The sequence below is a fragment of the Ignavibacteriota bacterium genome, from assembly GCA_016716225.1.
Classification (GTDB): domain Bacteria; phylum Bacteroidota; class Ignavibacteria; order Ignavibacteriales; family Melioribacteraceae.
In genome coordinates, this window is the sequence record JADJWT010000001.1 from 1,248,186 (window position 1) to 1,263,475 (window position 15,290).

At 29.5% G+C, this 15,290-nt stretch carries 16 protein-coding genes; 9 read left to right on the forward strand and 7 right to left on the reverse strand.

Going from position 1 to position 15,290, the window contains the following annotated elements; all coding sequences use genetic code 11:
- The first annotated feature begins 77 nt into the window (after positions 1-77).
- Entirely contained in the window at positions 78-647 is a 570-nt protein-coding gene (locus IPM32_05335) for a YtxH domain-containing protein (GenBank protein MBK8944681.1), read from the forward strand.
- A gap of 15 nt (positions 648-662) precedes the next feature.
- Positions 663-1,403, forward strand: a complete 741-nt coding sequence (locus IPM32_05340) for a PEGA domain-containing protein (GenBank protein ID MBK8944682.1) — start codon at positions 663-665, stop codon at positions 1,401-1,403.
- Between the two features lie 70 nt (positions 1,404-1,473).
- On the opposite strand, the gene corA is transcribed toward IPM32_05340, so the two are convergent.
- Positions 1,474-2,523: a magnesium/cobalt transporter CorA gene (gene corA, locus IPM32_05345; protein ID MBK8944683.1), complete on the reverse strand. Its 1,050-nt coding sequence runs from the start codon at positions 2,521-2,523 to the stop codon at positions 1,474-1,476.
- Positions 2,524-2,656: 133 nt separating this feature from the next.
- Here corA and IPM32_05350 point away from each other — a divergent pair, with 133 nt between their 5' ends.
- From IPM32_05350 to IPM32_05370, 5 genes are all read left to right on the forward strand, one after another.
- Positions 2,657-3,088 (forward strand): Rrf2 family transcriptional regulator, encoded by a 432-nt coding sequence (locus IPM32_05350; protein MBK8944684.1) that lies wholly within the window; start codon positions 2,657-2,659, stop codon positions 3,086-3,088.
- A 106-nt stretch (positions 3,089-3,194) separates the two neighbouring features.
- Positions 3,195-4,997, forward strand: a complete 1,803-nt coding sequence (locus IPM32_05355; protein ID MBK8944685.1) for a class I mannose-6-phosphate isomerase — start codon at positions 3,195-3,197, stop codon at positions 4,995-4,997.
- Between the two features lie 8 nt (positions 4,998-5,005).
- Positions 5,006-6,400, forward strand: a complete 1,395-nt coding sequence (locus tag IPM32_05360; protein MBK8944686.1) for a sugar porter family MFS transporter — start codon at positions 5,006-5,008, stop codon at positions 6,398-6,400.
- A gap of 105 nt (positions 6,401-6,505) precedes the next feature.
- Entirely contained in the window at positions 6,506-6,757 is a 252-nt protein-coding gene (locus tag IPM32_05365; protein MBK8944687.1) for a hypothetical protein, read from the forward strand.
- Positions 6,754-7,164 carry a PIN domain-containing protein gene (locus IPM32_05370; GenBank protein ID MBK8944688.1) on the forward strand — a complete coding sequence of 137 codons (411 nt, stop codon included), beginning with the start codon at positions 6,754-6,756 and terminating at the stop codon, positions 7,162-7,164. Before IPM32_05365 ends, IPM32_05370 begins: the two co-directional genes overlap by 4 nt.
- A gap of 1 nt (position 7,165) precedes the next feature.
- Here the strand turns inward: IPM32_05370 and IPM32_05375 are convergent, their stop codons facing one another.
- The 6 genes from IPM32_05375 to IPM32_05400 all read right to left on the reverse strand — a co-directional run bounded on the left by IPM32_05375 (position 7,166) and on the right by IPM32_05400 (position 13,342).
- A complete protein-coding gene (locus IPM32_05375) occupies positions 7,166-8,059 on the reverse strand; it encodes a DMT family transporter (GenBank protein MBK8944689.1) in 894 nt (297 codons plus the stop codon).
- Positions 8,060-8,235: 176 nt separating this feature from the next.
- Complete coding sequence (locus IPM32_05380) at positions 8,236-9,012, reverse strand: class I SAM-dependent methyltransferase (GenBank protein MBK8944690.1); 777 nt, start codon at positions 9,010-9,012, stop codon at positions 8,236-8,238.
- 126 nt (positions 9,013-9,138) lie between these two features.
- Positions 9,139-9,654 (reverse strand): DUF1858 domain-containing protein, encoded by a 516-nt coding sequence (locus IPM32_05385; GenBank protein MBK8944691.1) that lies wholly within the window; start codon positions 9,652-9,654, stop codon positions 9,139-9,141.
- 123 nt (positions 9,655-9,777) lie between these two features.
- Positions 9,778-11,010 carry a DUF438 domain-containing protein gene (locus IPM32_05390; GenBank protein ID MBK8944692.1) on the reverse strand — a complete coding sequence of 411 codons (1,233 nt, stop codon included), beginning with the start codon at positions 11,008-11,010 and terminating at the stop codon, positions 9,778-9,780.
- A 135-nt stretch (positions 11,011-11,145) separates the two neighbouring features.
- Positions 11,146-12,765, reverse strand: coding sequence for a cbb3-type cytochrome c oxidase subunit I (locus IPM32_05395; GenBank protein MBK8944693.1), 1,620 nt, complete (start codon positions 12,763-12,765; stop codon positions 11,146-11,148).
- A 28-nt stretch (positions 12,766-12,793) separates the two neighbouring features.
- Positions 12,794-13,342: a cytochrome C oxidase subunit II gene (locus IPM32_05400; protein ID MBK8944694.1), complete on the reverse strand. Its 549-nt coding sequence runs from the start codon at positions 13,340-13,342 to the stop codon at positions 12,794-12,796.
- Positions 13,343-13,587: 245 nt separating this feature from the next.
- Between IPM32_05400 and IPM32_05405 the strand changes: the two genes are divergently transcribed.
- Together IPM32_05405 and nrfH are read left to right on the forward strand one after the other, a co-directional pair.
- Positions 13,588-14,673: a 4Fe-4S binding protein gene (locus IPM32_05405; GenBank protein ID MBK8944695.1), complete on the forward strand. Its 1,086-nt coding sequence runs from the start codon at positions 13,588-13,590 to the stop codon at positions 14,671-14,673.
- Between the two features lies 1 nt (position 14,674).
- Entirely contained in the window at positions 14,675-15,280 is a 606-nt protein-coding gene (nrfH, locus tag IPM32_05410) for a cytochrome c nitrite reductase small subunit (GenBank protein MBK8944696.1), read from the forward strand.
- Positions 15,281-15,290: the final 10 nt, after the last annotated feature.

Consider the following 15,290-nt stretch of genomic DNA (forward strand, 5'->3'; position numbering starts at 1 on the left):
ATATTTATGATTTCTCTAATTTATAAACTATTTTTGTGCGTTGGAAATAACTATATAAATCAAAAGGAGGAAACCAAATGTTAAAAGGAAGTTTAACAAATAAGGGTAAGATTTTGTTAATCTTTTCTTTAGTTGTTATCTCTGCTTTATTTTTAATTAGCTGTGATAAAGCAAAAGATACAGTTGAAGATGCTAAAAAAACTGTTGAGGAAACAACGGAGAAAGCTGTTGAAGCTACAAAAGATGCAGCAGAAAAAGTTGGTGAAACAACTGAAAATATAGTGGATACTGTAAAAACTACTGTTGAAAAAGCTGCCGAAAAAGTTGAAAAAGTAGTCGAGGAAAATCAACTTATTGGAGTTTGGCAAGGAAAACTTGATAGCAGATTAACTATTTTATCAATTACATCTCAAGATGGAAATAATTTTTCCGGAGAGATCACAATAAACTACAGAAATCCAATTAACCAAGAAGTAAAAGGAACATATAATCCAGAAACCAAAGCTTTGTCAATGTCAGATCAATTACACAGCAGGTATAAAGGAAAATATTCTGGAAAACTTTCAGCAGATGGAAAAACATATTCGGGAACTTTTACAACTTTAGTTGATAAAAATTCAGCAAGTTTTAATTTAGTTAAAAAATAATCAGAAGGAGAATAAATGAAAAAGATTTTATTATTAGCACTAATTTCAATTTTTACAATTTCGTTCATTTCATGCGATGACAGCACAACAGATCCAATTGAAGAAGAAAAAGGTAATTTAGTTGTAAATTCAACACCATCCGGAGCCAAAATATTTTTAGATGGAACAGATTCCGGATTTTTAACTCCTTATACTTTTGCAGATAAAGCTGTTGGAACGTATTCTGTAACACTAAAGCTTGATACTTATGCAGATTCAACAATAAATGCACAAGTTGTAAATAACCAAAACGTAACTTTAAATTTTACGTTAAAACCAACTTATTCAAAGTTTGAATCTGTAAAAATTTGGGAAACCACAGGTACAACTGCAGAACAACCAAGCGGGTTAATTCTTTCTACAGGAACAGCGATTAGTTCTAGTAACGCAGCAATTGATATTTATTATTATTCAAGCAGTGATGGCACAACATACTTGGTGCAAAGTGCCAATGCAAATAATAGCGCAAAAAGAGCAACTTACTTTAAAGTTACATCTGGCACAAATTTGAATGATGGTGTTGATTCACCTTCTAAAGATGCTACTTGGACAAACAGTATGGGTGACCGAGAAGATAATTATGTTTTCTTGTATGATGCAGATGGAAATTATTCCAAATTGCATATTTCTGATTATGGCGGTGGCTCTATTGGTGATCCAGCATGGGTTGAATTAACTTGGACTTACAACAAAGCAAAAGAAAATAAAGTTTTCTAAATTCAAATTAGATAATAAATTAAAGGCATGTTTTTACATGCCTTTTTTATTTTAAATTTATTTACACTTTTTACAGCCAATTTTTCTTTTTGATAAAAATATAAATTCCAAATCCAACCAAAAACATAATTGCCAACGAATAATAATATCCATACTTCCATTCAAGTTCCGGCATATTCTTAAAATTCATTCCGTAAACTCCCGCAATAAATGTAAGAGGAATAAATATTGTTGCAATTATTGTGAGAATTTTAATCACTTTGTTTGTGCTGTTTACAATATTGTTTTCATTAAGATTTATCAAACTCTGAATATTTTCTGAAAACGAATTGTAGTATTCAATAAGTTCATTAACATGATCTTTACAATCATTAAAAAAATGATAATTATTTTTTTCCAGTAAAATATTTTCACTCTCAATTAAATCAAGAATTGCGGTTTTTAATGGAAAAAGATTTCTTCGTATAGTTTTAAATTTTGAATTCAATTCATAAATTTTATCAATATGATTTTCAGAACGTTTGTGAATAATCAAATTTTCCAAATCAAAAAGTTCTTCTCTAATATTTTCAAAATATCTGTAATAAGAATCTATGCAAGAATCAAGTAAAGTATAGAAAAGGTAATCTGCTTTTTTGTTTCGTGCACGAGCAGTTCCATTTTTAATTCTTTCAATTTTTGTTTGAAGAATATTATTCGAATTTTCCATCAACGAAATTAAAAGACCGTCTTTTAGAATTATACAATTATGACTTGCATCGTTATTTTTCTCATCAAAACTTTTAATGATAAATGCCAAATAATCATTTCCTTCTTCAAACTTTGGAATGTGATCTGTATGAAGTGCGTCTTCAAGAAGCATTTCATTTACATTTATAATTTTACTTAAATCTCTAATGTGCTCAATTTTTTCAAATCCAATAATATCAAGCCAATTTATTTTTGTTGGATCTTTTATTGAATCGATATTTTCAAGTTTAGTTAAATCTTTTTCAGAATAATTTTCTCTATCATATTTATATAATTTTATTTTTGTCTTTTGTGGATCAACATTTCCGATGTAAATTATTTCACCGGGCGGAAGTCCAATTTTTCTTGTTAATTTCTTAGGTTTATTCATAATCAAATTTTTAAATTTTGTTACGTAAAAGTTATTTAATTATATCTTAAGTTTTAACATTGAATAAAAAAATAAAATGTTATTTTTAATTTTGATAAACATAATTATATAAAATAAATTTTATAAAAATATTATGACCGTAATCTTCTCAAAAAAATGTGAACTTGCCCTTCAAGCAGTTTTATTTCTCTCTATAAAAAAAGATCAATTAATTTTTAATGCAAAAGATATTTCTGATGAATTGAAAGTGCCAAAGGAATTTGTTTCTAAAATGCTGCAAACATTAACTGAAAGCGGAATTATCGGATCAAAAAAAGGAAAAAACGGCGGATTTTATTTAGCCCGAAGACCAAGTCAAATAAAACTTATAGAAATTGTTAACGCAATTGACGGAGATTCGGTTTTTAAAAGCTGCGTTTTGGGATTTCCAAATTGCAGCAGCGAGCATCCATGTCCCGTGCATGATAAATGGGGGAAAATAAGAGATGACGCTTACAAAATGTTAAGTGAAGAAACTTTAGAACAGTTGAAAGAAAAGACAATAAGAAAAATTCAAGCATTATAGTTTTTTAATTGTTTAATTTATTTTACCCGAATAATTTTCATAACTTTCCCAAACTCATTTTACAAACCTAAATTTTATGCAAAACAATAAAACATTACAAATTGAAATTCCAGATAATGAAAACCATTCTAACGGAAAATTACAAAATACAAACCGGAGAAAAACTCAACAGTATTTAATTCCCGTTGAAAAAATAGAAACACAAAAAGGAAAGTATGATATTTATCCTTCTTTTAAAATCGATGATGGAAAAATATTAAACGGAATTTCTGAATTGGTTGATGAAATTTCTAAACATAAATTAATTACAATAGATGGCTATGTTGGAGTTTTCTGGGAAATATTAACCGAACAACTTTTATCTGAATTTACAAAAAGAAATATTTCTGTTGGATTTTTTGATGTAAAAAGTACTATGAAAGATGAAAATGAAATTGATGTAATGATTAAAAATGATTTGGGAAAATCAGATTCAATTTTTGGAAAACGAACAAATTTAAAATTGATAGATTTTTTTGACAAAGAAAAAATCAGCAAAATTGTTCCATCAAATAATTTTGATGTAAATATAATTTTTGGCTGTGGATCAAAGTTGGCAAATTGGGAAGGAATTTTATTATATCTCGATCTTCCTAAAAATGAACTCCAATTTAGAATGCGTGCTCAAAGCATTACAAATTTGGGCGCAAATGTTCCCTTCGATTCTCAGCAAATGTATAAGAGATTTTATTTTGTTGATTGGATAGTTCTGAATGAACATAAAAAAAATATTCTTCCCCAAATTGATTTTATTGTTGATGCGCAAAGACCAAATAATTTTTTAAGCATTAATGGAAATGATTTCAGAAACGCACTAAAGGAAATGAGTAAAAATTATTTTAGAGTTAGACCTTGGTTTGAACCCGGAGTTTGGGGCGGAAGTTGGATAAAAGACAATATTCATGGGCTTGCAAAAGATGTTCCGAATTATGCTTGGTCGTTTGAGTTAATTGTTCCGGAAAATGGAATTATAATTGAAAGCAATAAAAAATTGTTAGAATTTTCTTTTGATTTTCTCATGTTTCAAGAAAGTGAGAATATTTTAGGAAAACATGCCGAAATTTATGAATATGAATTTCCAATTCGATTTGATTTCCTTGATACTTTTGATGGAGGAAATTTATCGGTTCAATGTCATCCTCGGGTAGAATATATGAAGAATATTTTTGGCGAAAACATTACGCAAGACGAATCATATTATATTCTTGATATGAAAAATGATGCGAAAGTTTATTTGGGTTTTCAAGAGGAAATAAATTCAACCGAATTTAGAAATGAGCTTGAGGAAAGTTATAAAAATTCTTCTCCAATTAATATTGAAAAATATGTTCACACTCATGAAGTTAAAAAACATGATTTGCTTTTAATTCCAAACGGAACAATTCATGGATCGGGAAAAGACAATCTGGTATTGGAGATTTCCAACACGCCTTATATTTTCACTTTTAAAATGTATGATTGGGTTCGCTTGGATTTAAACGGAAAGCCACGACCAATAAATATTGATCATGCCTTCAACAATTTATATTTTGAAAGAAAAGGTGTAGTTGTAAGAGATGAATTAATTGCAAAACCAAAAATAATTTCGGAAGGAATTGATTGGAAAATTGTTCATCTTCAAACTCACAAAGAACATATTTACGATGTTGAAAGAATGGAATTTTTAACAACTATAAATGTTGAAACAAATTATCACTGCAATGTTTGTATGCTTGTTGAAGGTGAATCAATAATTTTAGAAACAGAAAACGGTTTGAGAACAAGATTTAATTATGCGGAAACTTTTGTAATTCCGGCAGCTGCAAATTCTTATAAACTAATTAACGAGAGTAAAAAAGAAGCTAAAGTTGTGAAAGCATTTTTGAAATAAGGAAAATTATGAGCAAAGAAATTTATCACGTAAATGATAATAAATTCTATTTGTCAATTTTAGCATTCATTGCAGCATTGGGCGGATTTTTATTTGGATTTGATACAGCAGTAATTTCGGGAACAATTGGTTTTGTTAAAAATCAATTTATGCTTGATTCGCTTTCGGAAGGCTGGTTTGTAAGTATAGCTCTACTTGGATGTATTTTTGGTGTTATAATTGCCGGATATTTAAGCGATAAATTCGGTAGAAAATTAGTTTTAATTCTATCTGCAATTTTATTTTCGATTTCTGCAATCGGCTGTGCTATTAGCGAAAATTATACTGAATTAATTATTTATAGATTAGTCGGCGGAATTGGAATCGGCGTTGCTTCAATAATTTCGCCAATGTATATTTCAGAAATATCAATTCCAACTATGCGCGGAAAACTTATTACTCTATATCAACTTGCAATTACAATTGGAATTCTTACCGCATATGTTTCCAATTATTTTATTTTAGAAAATTCATCAACTTCATTTTTAGAGGAAGGAACTTTTTTAAACTGGATTTTAAATAAAGAAATTTGGCGCGGAATGTTTGGAGTTGAAGCTCTTCCTGCATTAATATTTTTAGCACTTTTATTCATTGTTCCGGAATCACCCCGATATTTATTGATGAAAAACGATGTAAAAAAAGCTCACAATATTCTTTCTAAAATAATTGGCGAAAAAAATGTTGAAACGGAAATTTCAGAAATTGTGAAAAGTTTTAAAATTACTTCTGTTTCATTTAATGATTTATTTCACAAAAAAATGATAAAACCGCTTTTAATTGGAATTTCATTGGCAATGTTTTCACAATTCAGCGGAATAAACGCCATAATGTATTATGGAATTAAAATTCTTGGAGAAGCTGGCTTAGGCGCAAACGATGCTTTTTGGTCACAAGTTACAATTGGAATTGTAAATGTAATTTTCACAATTGTGGCAATTTATACAATAGATAAATTTGGCAGAAAACCCTTATTAATTTGGGGAGTTTCCGGAGCAGTTATTTCTTTAATTGTTGTAGGAATTTTATTTGCTATGAATATTTCTTCAAGTTTATTACTTCTGATTTTTATTTTACTTTTTATAGCATGTTTTGCATTTTCGTTTGGTCCGGTTGTTTGGGTAATTTTAGCTGAAATTTATCCTACGAAAATTAGAGGAAGAGCAATGGCAATAGCTACATTATCTTTGTGGGTTGCTAATTGGATTGTTGGTCAGTTCACACCATTTTTATTAGAAACAGTAAAAGCTCACGGAACATTTTGGATTTTTGCATTAACAAGCTTTCCGGCAATTTGGGTTACATGGAAATATGTACCTGAAACCAAAAATAAACCGCTTGAAGAAATTGAAAAAGTTTGGAATTGAAAAATCAATTTAATTAAACTTAACAAGAATTAAATTTTTGACTGGATTCAAAATTTAGTTATACGTATATTTAAATTATTATTATACGTTTTTTGTGAGTTAAAAATGAACACTAAATTGACTTTAAAGCTCAAAAAAAGTTCAATCGATAGAGCTAAAAAATATGCTAAAAAAAGCAAACAAAGCCTTTCTGGTATGGTAGAAAATTATTTTAACATGATTTCAAATAATAATTTTGAAAGTGATTTTGAGATTTCGCCAAACGTTTTTGAACTTTCCGGAATTATTAATATTTCCGAAAAATTAAATATTAAAGAATTTTATGGCAAACATCTTGAGGAAAAATATTCAAAGTGAGAAAAATATTTATTGATTCCGATATTATTTTAGATTTACTTGCTCAGAGAGAACCGCATTATATTTTTGCTGCAAAATTATTTACTTTGATTGATCAAAAAAAATTGAATGGTTTTACGTCACCCATTGTTTTTACTAATCTTCATTATCTTCTAAAGAAAAATTCTTCAAATCTAATTGCCCTTAAAAGTTTAAGAAAGCTTAAAACACTAATAGATATTTTGCCAGTTGATGAAAAAGTTATTGATCAAGCGCTTAACTCTGAGTTTAACGATTTTGAAGATGCAATTCAGTATTTCACAGCTGTAAATAATGGAATCAATCTTTTGATAACAAGAAATAAAGTTGATTACAAGAAAAGTAAAATTTCTGTTGCTACAGCTGAGGAATTTTTAAAAAGCTGGTAAATTAATTTCGTTTTTTCAACTGCACAAATAAAGCTCCAACTGCCGCAATCAGCATTCCGATTCCTTCTTGAAAAGTTATTTTCTCGCCAAGAAAAATCCACGCTAAAATTCCAATTTGAATTAACATTGTTCCGTTTATTATACTTGATTCCATTGCTGATAAATGTTGTAAAGTTAAATTCCACAATGTAAAAGCAAATGCAGTATTTACAACAGCCAGCCAAATTAAATAAACAAAATTTGTTGAATTTATTTTCGGTATTCCGTTTAGAATCAATCCAATTGTTAACAAAATAATTGCGCCAATTCCCATACTAATAAAAGTAATAACAACCGGGCTAATATCTTTATTTCTATTAATATTTCTTCCAAGAATTGCCGAACCGGAATTTGCTAAAACTCCTATAAACATTACTCCAATTCCAAGTAATTCGTTTTGCAAAAAGTTAATTGGTAAAAAGTAAGTTAAAATTCCAACAATAAATAATACTGCACCAATCCATTGTAATTTTGTGGGATTTTCATTAAGAAGAAAAATTCCTAAAACTGCTACAATAATTGGGGTAAAGTTTAACATCAAACTTACTGTTACAGATGGAAGCAAAGACAATCCTAAAAACTGAGTTCCTTGTGTAAAAGTGTAGAAAATCAATCCGAGTAAAATTAATTTTTTCAATTGTGAATAATTTAGATTTTTAATTTCATCAGAATATTTTTTCTTAAATAAAATGAATGGTAGAAAACACATGAAAGCCAAAGAATAACGTAAACCCGCATAAGTAATTGGCGGAATTTCTGCTAAGCCCCATTTAATTAAAATGAAAGAAGTTGACCAAAGAAATGTTACAAGTAACGCTTGAAGAATTGTAACGATGTGAGATGAAGTAGATTTCATAATTCCTAAAATTATTTCTGAAATAATAATAAAATTTGTACCGTTAATTTATTGAATAAAAACGAATGTTGATTTCCGAATTTTTTAAAAGTTATCATAAAACTTAAGGAATATTGATTTCGAAAAATTGATATGAAATTAATTTATGATATTCACCTTTACGTTGAACTTTATAATCAGATAGTTGATTTGTTTGATAACACAATTACCAAGTCTTTTGAAATTTCCGGATTGAATTTTTCCATTTTCAGATTTCCAAACAATACAATTTGTAAATTATTTTGGTTTGCCAAATATGAAAATTTTTCAGCATTATGTGGAAAAAGCTTGGTTACAGTTTCTTTTTTCTGATTTTTTATTTTATCGAAAATATCTATGACAAAATTAATTTCGTTGTTAAGAAAATGATATTTACGAATTATTAAAATTTCGTCATTTTCAAATTTATTTAAAATATAATCTTCATTTTTAGGATTTACAGAAAAGTTAATAATTTGTATTAATATTTTTCCTTTTTCATTTAGCAATAATTTTAAATTGAAAAACAAATTCTTTAAATCATTATAAGATAAATTTGCCAAAGTATTTCCGAGAGAAATTATTAAATCAAATTTTTTATCAAAATTAATTTTCGTTAAATCTGATTTAATAAAATCAATTTCACAATTATAATTTTCAGAATTATCCTTAGCAATTTTAATCATTTCTTTGGAATGATCAATTGCCGTAACTTTTAATCCAAGTTGAGAAAGTGTAATAGAATCAACTCCGGTTCCACAACCTAAATCTAAAGCTGATTTATAATTCGGTTCGATAAAATTTTTAAGATTCTCAATTTTATTTTTTAGAGAATTTTCAAAGTTTATCATCAAATCATAATTTGATGAAAGTGTGTTATAGAATTCTGAATTGTTCATAATATTTAAAACTACTATATTTTTAATTTTTGTCATGTCGAATCGTTTTTGGGGAGACATCTCAAATTAAAATACCAAAAAAAATATTTTGCTTATGAGGTTTCTCTCCCGATTAAATAACATCGTGATCGAAATGACTTTATGAATAAAACTGATTAACAATTAATTTTTTTGAATATAAGTATAAACTTCTTGCGCCGATTTATTTTCTGAGAAAACTTCAAATCCTTTTTCTTTAACAATATCTATTAATGGTCCGGGCAAAAATGGAGTAATAAGTAAATAAATTTCATTCTCATTTAATGTTAGAATTTCTTTCGTCACTTTCGAAATAGGATGAACTCCGTTTTCTAAATCCAAAGTTGCATCATAAGTAATTTTAATGTTTTCTTCCAAAACCCAAGCTGGCTTTGGCGCATTGACATTTTTACTTTCTTCAACTTTTATTTCTTTTTGTCCTGCTTCAATTCTTAATTTGTTAATTAATTCAGCAAGCGAAACTCCGCCAACTTTACTTGCTTGTCGCAATGTTGTAACTTTTGCAATTGTTTTTCTCAATATTGGATTTTTTAACTTTTTAAAAGGCGGAGCAATTTCAATTAATTTATCTTCAAGTTCCGGATAATTATTTAGCAAATCCGAAACTTTTGTTTCCGGTGTAATTTGTAATTTATTCATAATGCATATCCTTTTGTTTTTTTAGATTCCGGTATTTGACTTTGTCAAAACCGGAATGACAGTTTTTCTTCTTTTTGTTTTTATATTATGCTTTTTCGTTTCACGTTTTACGTCTCAACAATTTTACTTTTCGTACTTCAAAAGCCTTCTCTCACCCTCAATTTTATTGATCTTTGTAATATCTTGTGTAACTTCTGCAGTTCCCAAATATTCATTTTCTTTATTTCTTACTGCATAGTAAGCAATGTGAATTAATTTACCGCCCATGTTAATCCAGAAAATTGCTTCATCTTGTTTTCCAGTTTTAAAATCATTTACAATTTGATTTACAATGTGCACACTGCTAGGTGGATGACAATATTGAACTTCTCTTCCAAGAATTGCTTTTGCTCGGCTAAAAATTCTCTCTTTCCCTTCCGAGAAATATCTAACTTTATCATCTTTATCAACAAAAGTAATATCTTGCGGAATGCTGTTCAGCATTGCTTCAAGTTCTTCCACAGTAAAAGAACCGGTAGAAAGTTTAATTTTTTTGTCAGAAGATTTATCAAGATTTTCATCAACTGTAACATTTGGTTTCCACTCAATTTCCGGAGAGTAAAGACAAAAACCAATTTCATCACTCTGTTTGTAAATTTCAAACCAATCAATTTCCGTTAAAGTATCCATACACATCGGAAATAAAATTTGCTCTTCTTTATAGAACATTTCTTGAATTCCGTTTATTGCCTGATAAAACATTAATTCCCAAAATCCTTTAACTTCTTCCTTTGTAACTTGCGGAGTTTCACGCAAAAGTTCAATACTTGATTTAAGGAATCCCCTTATTTCATCGTGCTTTCCCCACATTACCATTGGCGGACCGGTAATATTATTTTTTTCCAAATATGGAAATACTAAATTTTCCTTTCGCACGTAATGTTTTTCAATATCCATTAAATTGTTAAAATGCTGATGAATTTGCGAAAGTAAATCATTGCAATTTTCTTCGGAATTCCTCGAATTTATTTTGTGATAAATATGCTGAATTTCATCAATCTCTTTTTGCAATGCAGAATTTTCTTTTATGAAAGTATCAACCGGATGTCCCGCCGGAATTCCCTTTGCCATTGATGTATCAATATTTCCTTTTAAAGCTGCCGTGTGAATATCACAAAATTGCAGAACTTCTTCACGTTCCAAACCTTCGCTAATTAATTCTTCTTCAGCTTGAACAACTTCACCGTAAGGAATATTTCCCATAAGTTCGGTTAATTCCTTTTGCACTTCGCTTGCCGATTTATCTTTGTGAAGAGTTAAAATTAATTCCTTTAGTTTATCAACTCTTATTCTGCTGTTATTTATTAATTCGCTCATTAATATTCCTTTCTAAAACAATTTTGAAATTATTTAGACTAAATTTACATAACAAGAATAATAATTCCGATTTAAAAACAACATCTGTGAAAAATAATTGGGAAGATTTTTTCCATCTTCCCGTTACTGAAGAAATTATTTTGAAGGCAGCAAATCTTTTGTTTTTAATTTTGAAGGCATAAAAATTCCAATAACACCATTTAATCCAACTGTCATTACAATATTATAGAAGAATGCTAAAAATCCGAATAATAATAAACTTCCGGCTAAAGCTGCTAAAATCATATACAAATTAAATTCGCCGTTGAAATAAACGGCGCGGCGTAACATTCCTTTTAATCCAGCCATTCCCATAAAAGCTCCCATTCCAATTCCGCCAATTAGATGTGCCCAAAAGTGAAAGTTTGCTAATTTCTGACTGTACAATTCAGCGCCATTTGTAAGAACCGGAAGCAAAATATAAATTGCGGAATATAGTGTCATTGTTAATCCAACTAAAATTGCTACGTGAACATGCGGACCAATAATCCATTGAGTATTGTGCAGAATTCTGTTTAATCCTAAATCGGCTTGCATAATTCCAGCCGGAACAGCGAGAGCAAAACCAAGTAATCCGCCTAATAAAAATTTCAGTGGATTTGTCATTTTCAAAGGTCGCGCACTCCACAAAGTTACAAGCGTAATAAAGAAAGCCAAACCTTGTGTGATAAGTTCAAAAGCAGTTACCATTTCACCGGAAAGAATTTTTAAAATTCCGGGTTGAGCTTGATCCGACATTAAATGATGTGACCAAACCGTCCATGAAACAACCATTTCAACAAATAAAGCCGCGCGCGCAATGTTTTCCATGAATAATTTTTTTCCGGAAATCATTGTCGCAAGTAAATACCAAGTTCCGGCAACGAAAATTAATACTAATCCATCTGCAATTAAATCCAATCCCCACCAAAACCAATTTTTGTAAAGTAATGCATCTACTGCGGAATGTTTTAAGCTTGAGCCGGCAATTTCCGCAATCATGTAAACAAGAATTAAAACTCCGGTAAATAAAATTATTCCGGCATTTAAAGCCGTATCAACAGTTCCTCTTGCAATAGCCGCAACTGGTAGAGAAACCAAATGTTCTTTTTTCTTTTTCGAAAATAAATTTTTAAATCCGCTTAAACCCAATGCAGATTTGATCAACTCACCACCCGGTTGTTTTTCCCAACCTTGCGGAGTGTAAGCAATAGTTTTGAAAATATTTATCACAAAGAAAACAGTTCCAACCATAACTAATGCAATTCCCAAAATAAAAAATGTTCCGCCCCAAACACTAAATTGCGTAAAGTCTGCAGGTAAAGGCCAATACAGTGTGTACAATGGCGAATAGTGAGATATAAATCCCGCAAACCAAAATATAAAAGTTCCGATAGCAATTAACCATAAAGTCCAATTTCCAAGTTTGATACTCCATAAAGGTTTTTTCATCAAGAAGGGAACGAGAAAAAGAAAAGCTCCAAACACAATTGAATATGTTGATCCAAAAATTCCAACAAGCGGATGTGCGGTCATAATTGCAAAAAATTGTTCGTTGCCGATCGCTTCAATTGGTTTTATTTCGTACAATCTCATTATCATTCCCTCAATTACAGCAAAGGCATAATAGACTAATCCAACAACAACAAATCTCAAAGTTAATTTTTGCATTGGTGTTAAAGTGTTAGGTTTGAACAAACCTTTTTCACCTTTCATAAAAGTTTCTAAAAAGTTCATATTAGTTCTCACATTTAATTATTAAAATTTATTCAGTTACATCAACAACATCTTCAACAACCATGTTTATTCCTTTCCAGCCGGAATATTCAGTTGATCGGATTGAATAAACTCCGGGTCTATCAAACTGCCAAAGTATATCATTTACATGACCAGGAATTACTTGCATTTGAAACATCATTGAATTGTCTTTTCTAAAAACACCGAAGCCATATGTGAGATCTTCGGAAGTAACATTGAACAAAACTTTTTCATTTACTTTGATTTGAAGCTTTTCCGAGGGAAGAATAAACTTGTGATCTGCAACAGAAATTTCGAAAACTTTATCGGGAGTAATTTCCGCACGATCCAGATCCATCGGCTTCCAAGGAATTGTGTAATGTGTAGCAATGTGAAGCGAGACGCCAATTAAAACTAAAAATCCAACAAATGAATAAAAAACCGCTGGCTTAACTTCTTTACTTTTTCCATCGCGGGTAACTTTGTAAGCAAACCAAGCCATAAGAGACATAATTGCTAAAACATAAAACGTATAAGCAAAAGTTTGTCCGGTTAATACAACGTTTGAATCAACCATATTTCCTTCCTTTTTTTGTTTGAAGAAAAATTAATTATCAGATTTAAAAGCAGAATATTTTTTCTGGTTTAAACATATCACAAAAAGATGTTTGTGTCAATTTATTATTTTTTATATGCTGTGTTTAGTGATTGATCACTTCCTGAATAAGTAATAGATGCTCTTTATTATATCATTGACAAATTTATCTTTTTATAATATATTAAATAACAGAATTTAAAATCTGATTATAGAAAGTCAATAAAATGTCAAAAATAGATAAGAATCTCGAAAAACCAATTCAAAAATATAGATTATATATTCAACTCTTATTTGTTGCAATTGTTTTATGGATTGGAGTTGAATTTTATTTATTCACAACTTTTTTAGAAAGTAATGGTACTTCAACTTTTTACGAAAGACCGCCCGGAGTTGAAGCTTTTCTTCCCATAAGCTCATTGATGAGTTTATACTATTTTATACTTTCCGGAGAAATTCATCAAGCGCATCCGGCTGGATTAGTAATTTTTGTGGGAATTATTTTTGTTTCATTTGTTTATGGAAAATCTTTTTGCAGTTGGATTTGTCCAATTGGATTTATCTCGGAATCACTCGGAGATTTTGGTGAAAAAATTCAGAAAAAATTATTTAAGAAAAGATTGCAAATGCCAAAATTTTTGGATTATCCACTCCGAAGTTTGAAATATTTAATTTTGGGATTTTTTGCGTATTCTATATTTTTTTCAATGACAACCGAAGCGTTGAGATATTTTCTTGATTCACCATACAACATAATCTCCGATGTAAAAATGTACTATTTCTTTGCACAAATTTCTCAATTTTCATTAATAGTAATTACAGTACTTTTTGGTTTATCAATTTTATTTAGAAATTTTTGGTGCAGATATTTATGTCCTTACGGTGCATTCTTGGGATTCATTTCACTTTTCAGTCCAAATAAAATTGTTAGAAATAAACAGAGTTGTATCGATTGTAATTTGTGCGCAAAGGCTTGTCCATCATTTATAAAAGTTGATAAAGTAAAAACAGTAATTTCCGATGAATGCACAACATGTATGAGCTGTGTGGATGTTTGTCCGGTTAAAGACACGCTTGAGCTAAAATCAATTTACACAAAAAACAAAGTCTCAAAAAAAGTAATTGCAATTGGAGTTGTTGTAATTTATTTTACAATAATCACAATTGGAATGCTTTCCGGAAATTGGCAAAACTCAATTCCTAAAGAAAAATATTTAGAATTGTATCAGCAAAAAAATTCGATTGATCACATAAGAAGTTCAGAGGATATTAAAGAGTTAAATCAAATTTCAAATTCAAACAAGAAAGAATAATATGAATAAAAAGAAATTAAACTTTTTATCAAAATTATTATTTCACATATCACCGCCCGCAAATTGGAAATTTTCTGTAATAATTCTGCTTGGAATAATTGTGGGATTAGGTATAAATATTCTTCACATTTCAAACGCAGTTTCGTATTTATCTGATGACCCAAAAGCATGTATAAATTGCCATATTATGTTTCCGGAATTTGCAACTTGGGAAAGAGGAAGTCACGGAAGAGTTACGAATTGCAATGATTGTCACGTTCCTCACGATAATGTTTTTAGAAAATATATGTTTAAAGCAAGCGATGGTTTACGCCACGCAACAATGTTTACGTTCAGACTTGAGCCTCAAGTTATAAGAATTAAAAATGCCGGAAGAAATGTTATTCAAGAAAATTGTATAAGATGCCATGCAAATTATTTACATCCGGTTTCTTTAAGATCAACAAATGCAAAAAGTATTTTTGATGAATTAGATGGTGTTTGCTGGGATTGCCATAGAGAAACTCCTCATGGAAAAGTTCATAGTTTAAGTTCTGCGCCAAATATTATTAGACCGGATAACAAACAAGTAATTCCGGAATGGATTACAAAAAATATTGAAAAATAAATTTTTAATA

Coding starts and splice junctions, on each gene's coding strand:
- IPM32_05360 (MBK8944686.1), top strand. CDS start 5,006: ATGAGCAAAGAAATTTATCACGTAAATGATAATAAATTCTATTTGTCA.
- IPM32_05390 (MBK8944692.1), bottom strand. CDS start 11,010: ATGAGCGAATTAATAAATAACAGCAGAATAAGAGTTGATAAACTAAAG.
- IPM32_05365 (MBK8944687.1), top strand. CDS start 6,506: ATGAACACTAAATTGACTTTAAAGCTCAAAAAAAGTTCAATCGATAGA.
- IPM32_05375 (MBK8944689.1), bottom strand. CDS start 8,059: ATGAAATCTACTTCATCTCACATCGTTACAATTCTTCAAGCGTTACTT.
- IPM32_05395 (MBK8944693.1), bottom strand. CDS start 12,765: ATGAACTTTTTAGAAACTTTTATGAAAGGTGAAAAAGGTTTGTTCAAA.
- IPM32_05335 (MBK8944681.1), top strand. CDS start 78: ATGTTAAAAGGAAGTTTAACAAATAAGGGTAAGATTTTGTTAATCTTT.
- IPM32_05380 (MBK8944690.1), bottom strand. CDS start 9,012: ATGACAAAAATTAAAAATATAGTAGTTTTAAATATTATGAACAATTCA.
- IPM32_05340 (MBK8944682.1), top strand. CDS start 663: ATGAAAAAGATTTTATTATTAGCACTAATTTCAATTTTTACAATTTCG.
- IPM32_05350 (MBK8944684.1), top strand. CDS start 2,657: ATGACCGTAATCTTCTCAAAAAAATGTGAACTTGCCCTTCAAGCAGTT.
- IPM32_05405 (MBK8944695.1), top strand. CDS start 13,588: ATGTCAAAAATAGATAAGAATCTCGAAAAACCAATTCAAAAATATAGA.
- IPM32_05400 (MBK8944694.1), bottom strand. CDS start 13,342: ATGGTTGATTCAAACGTTGTATTAACCGGACAAACTTTTGCTTATACG.
- nrfH (MBK8944696.1), top strand. CDS start 14,675: ATGAATAAAAAGAAATTAAACTTTTTATCAAAATTATTATTTCACATA.
- IPM32_05385 (MBK8944691.1), bottom strand. CDS start 9,654: ATGAATAAATTACAAATTACACCGGAAACAAAAGTTTCGGATTTGCTA.
- corA (MBK8944683.1), bottom strand. CDS start 2,523: ATGAATAAACCTAAGAAATTAACAAGAAAAATTGGACTTCCGCCCGGT.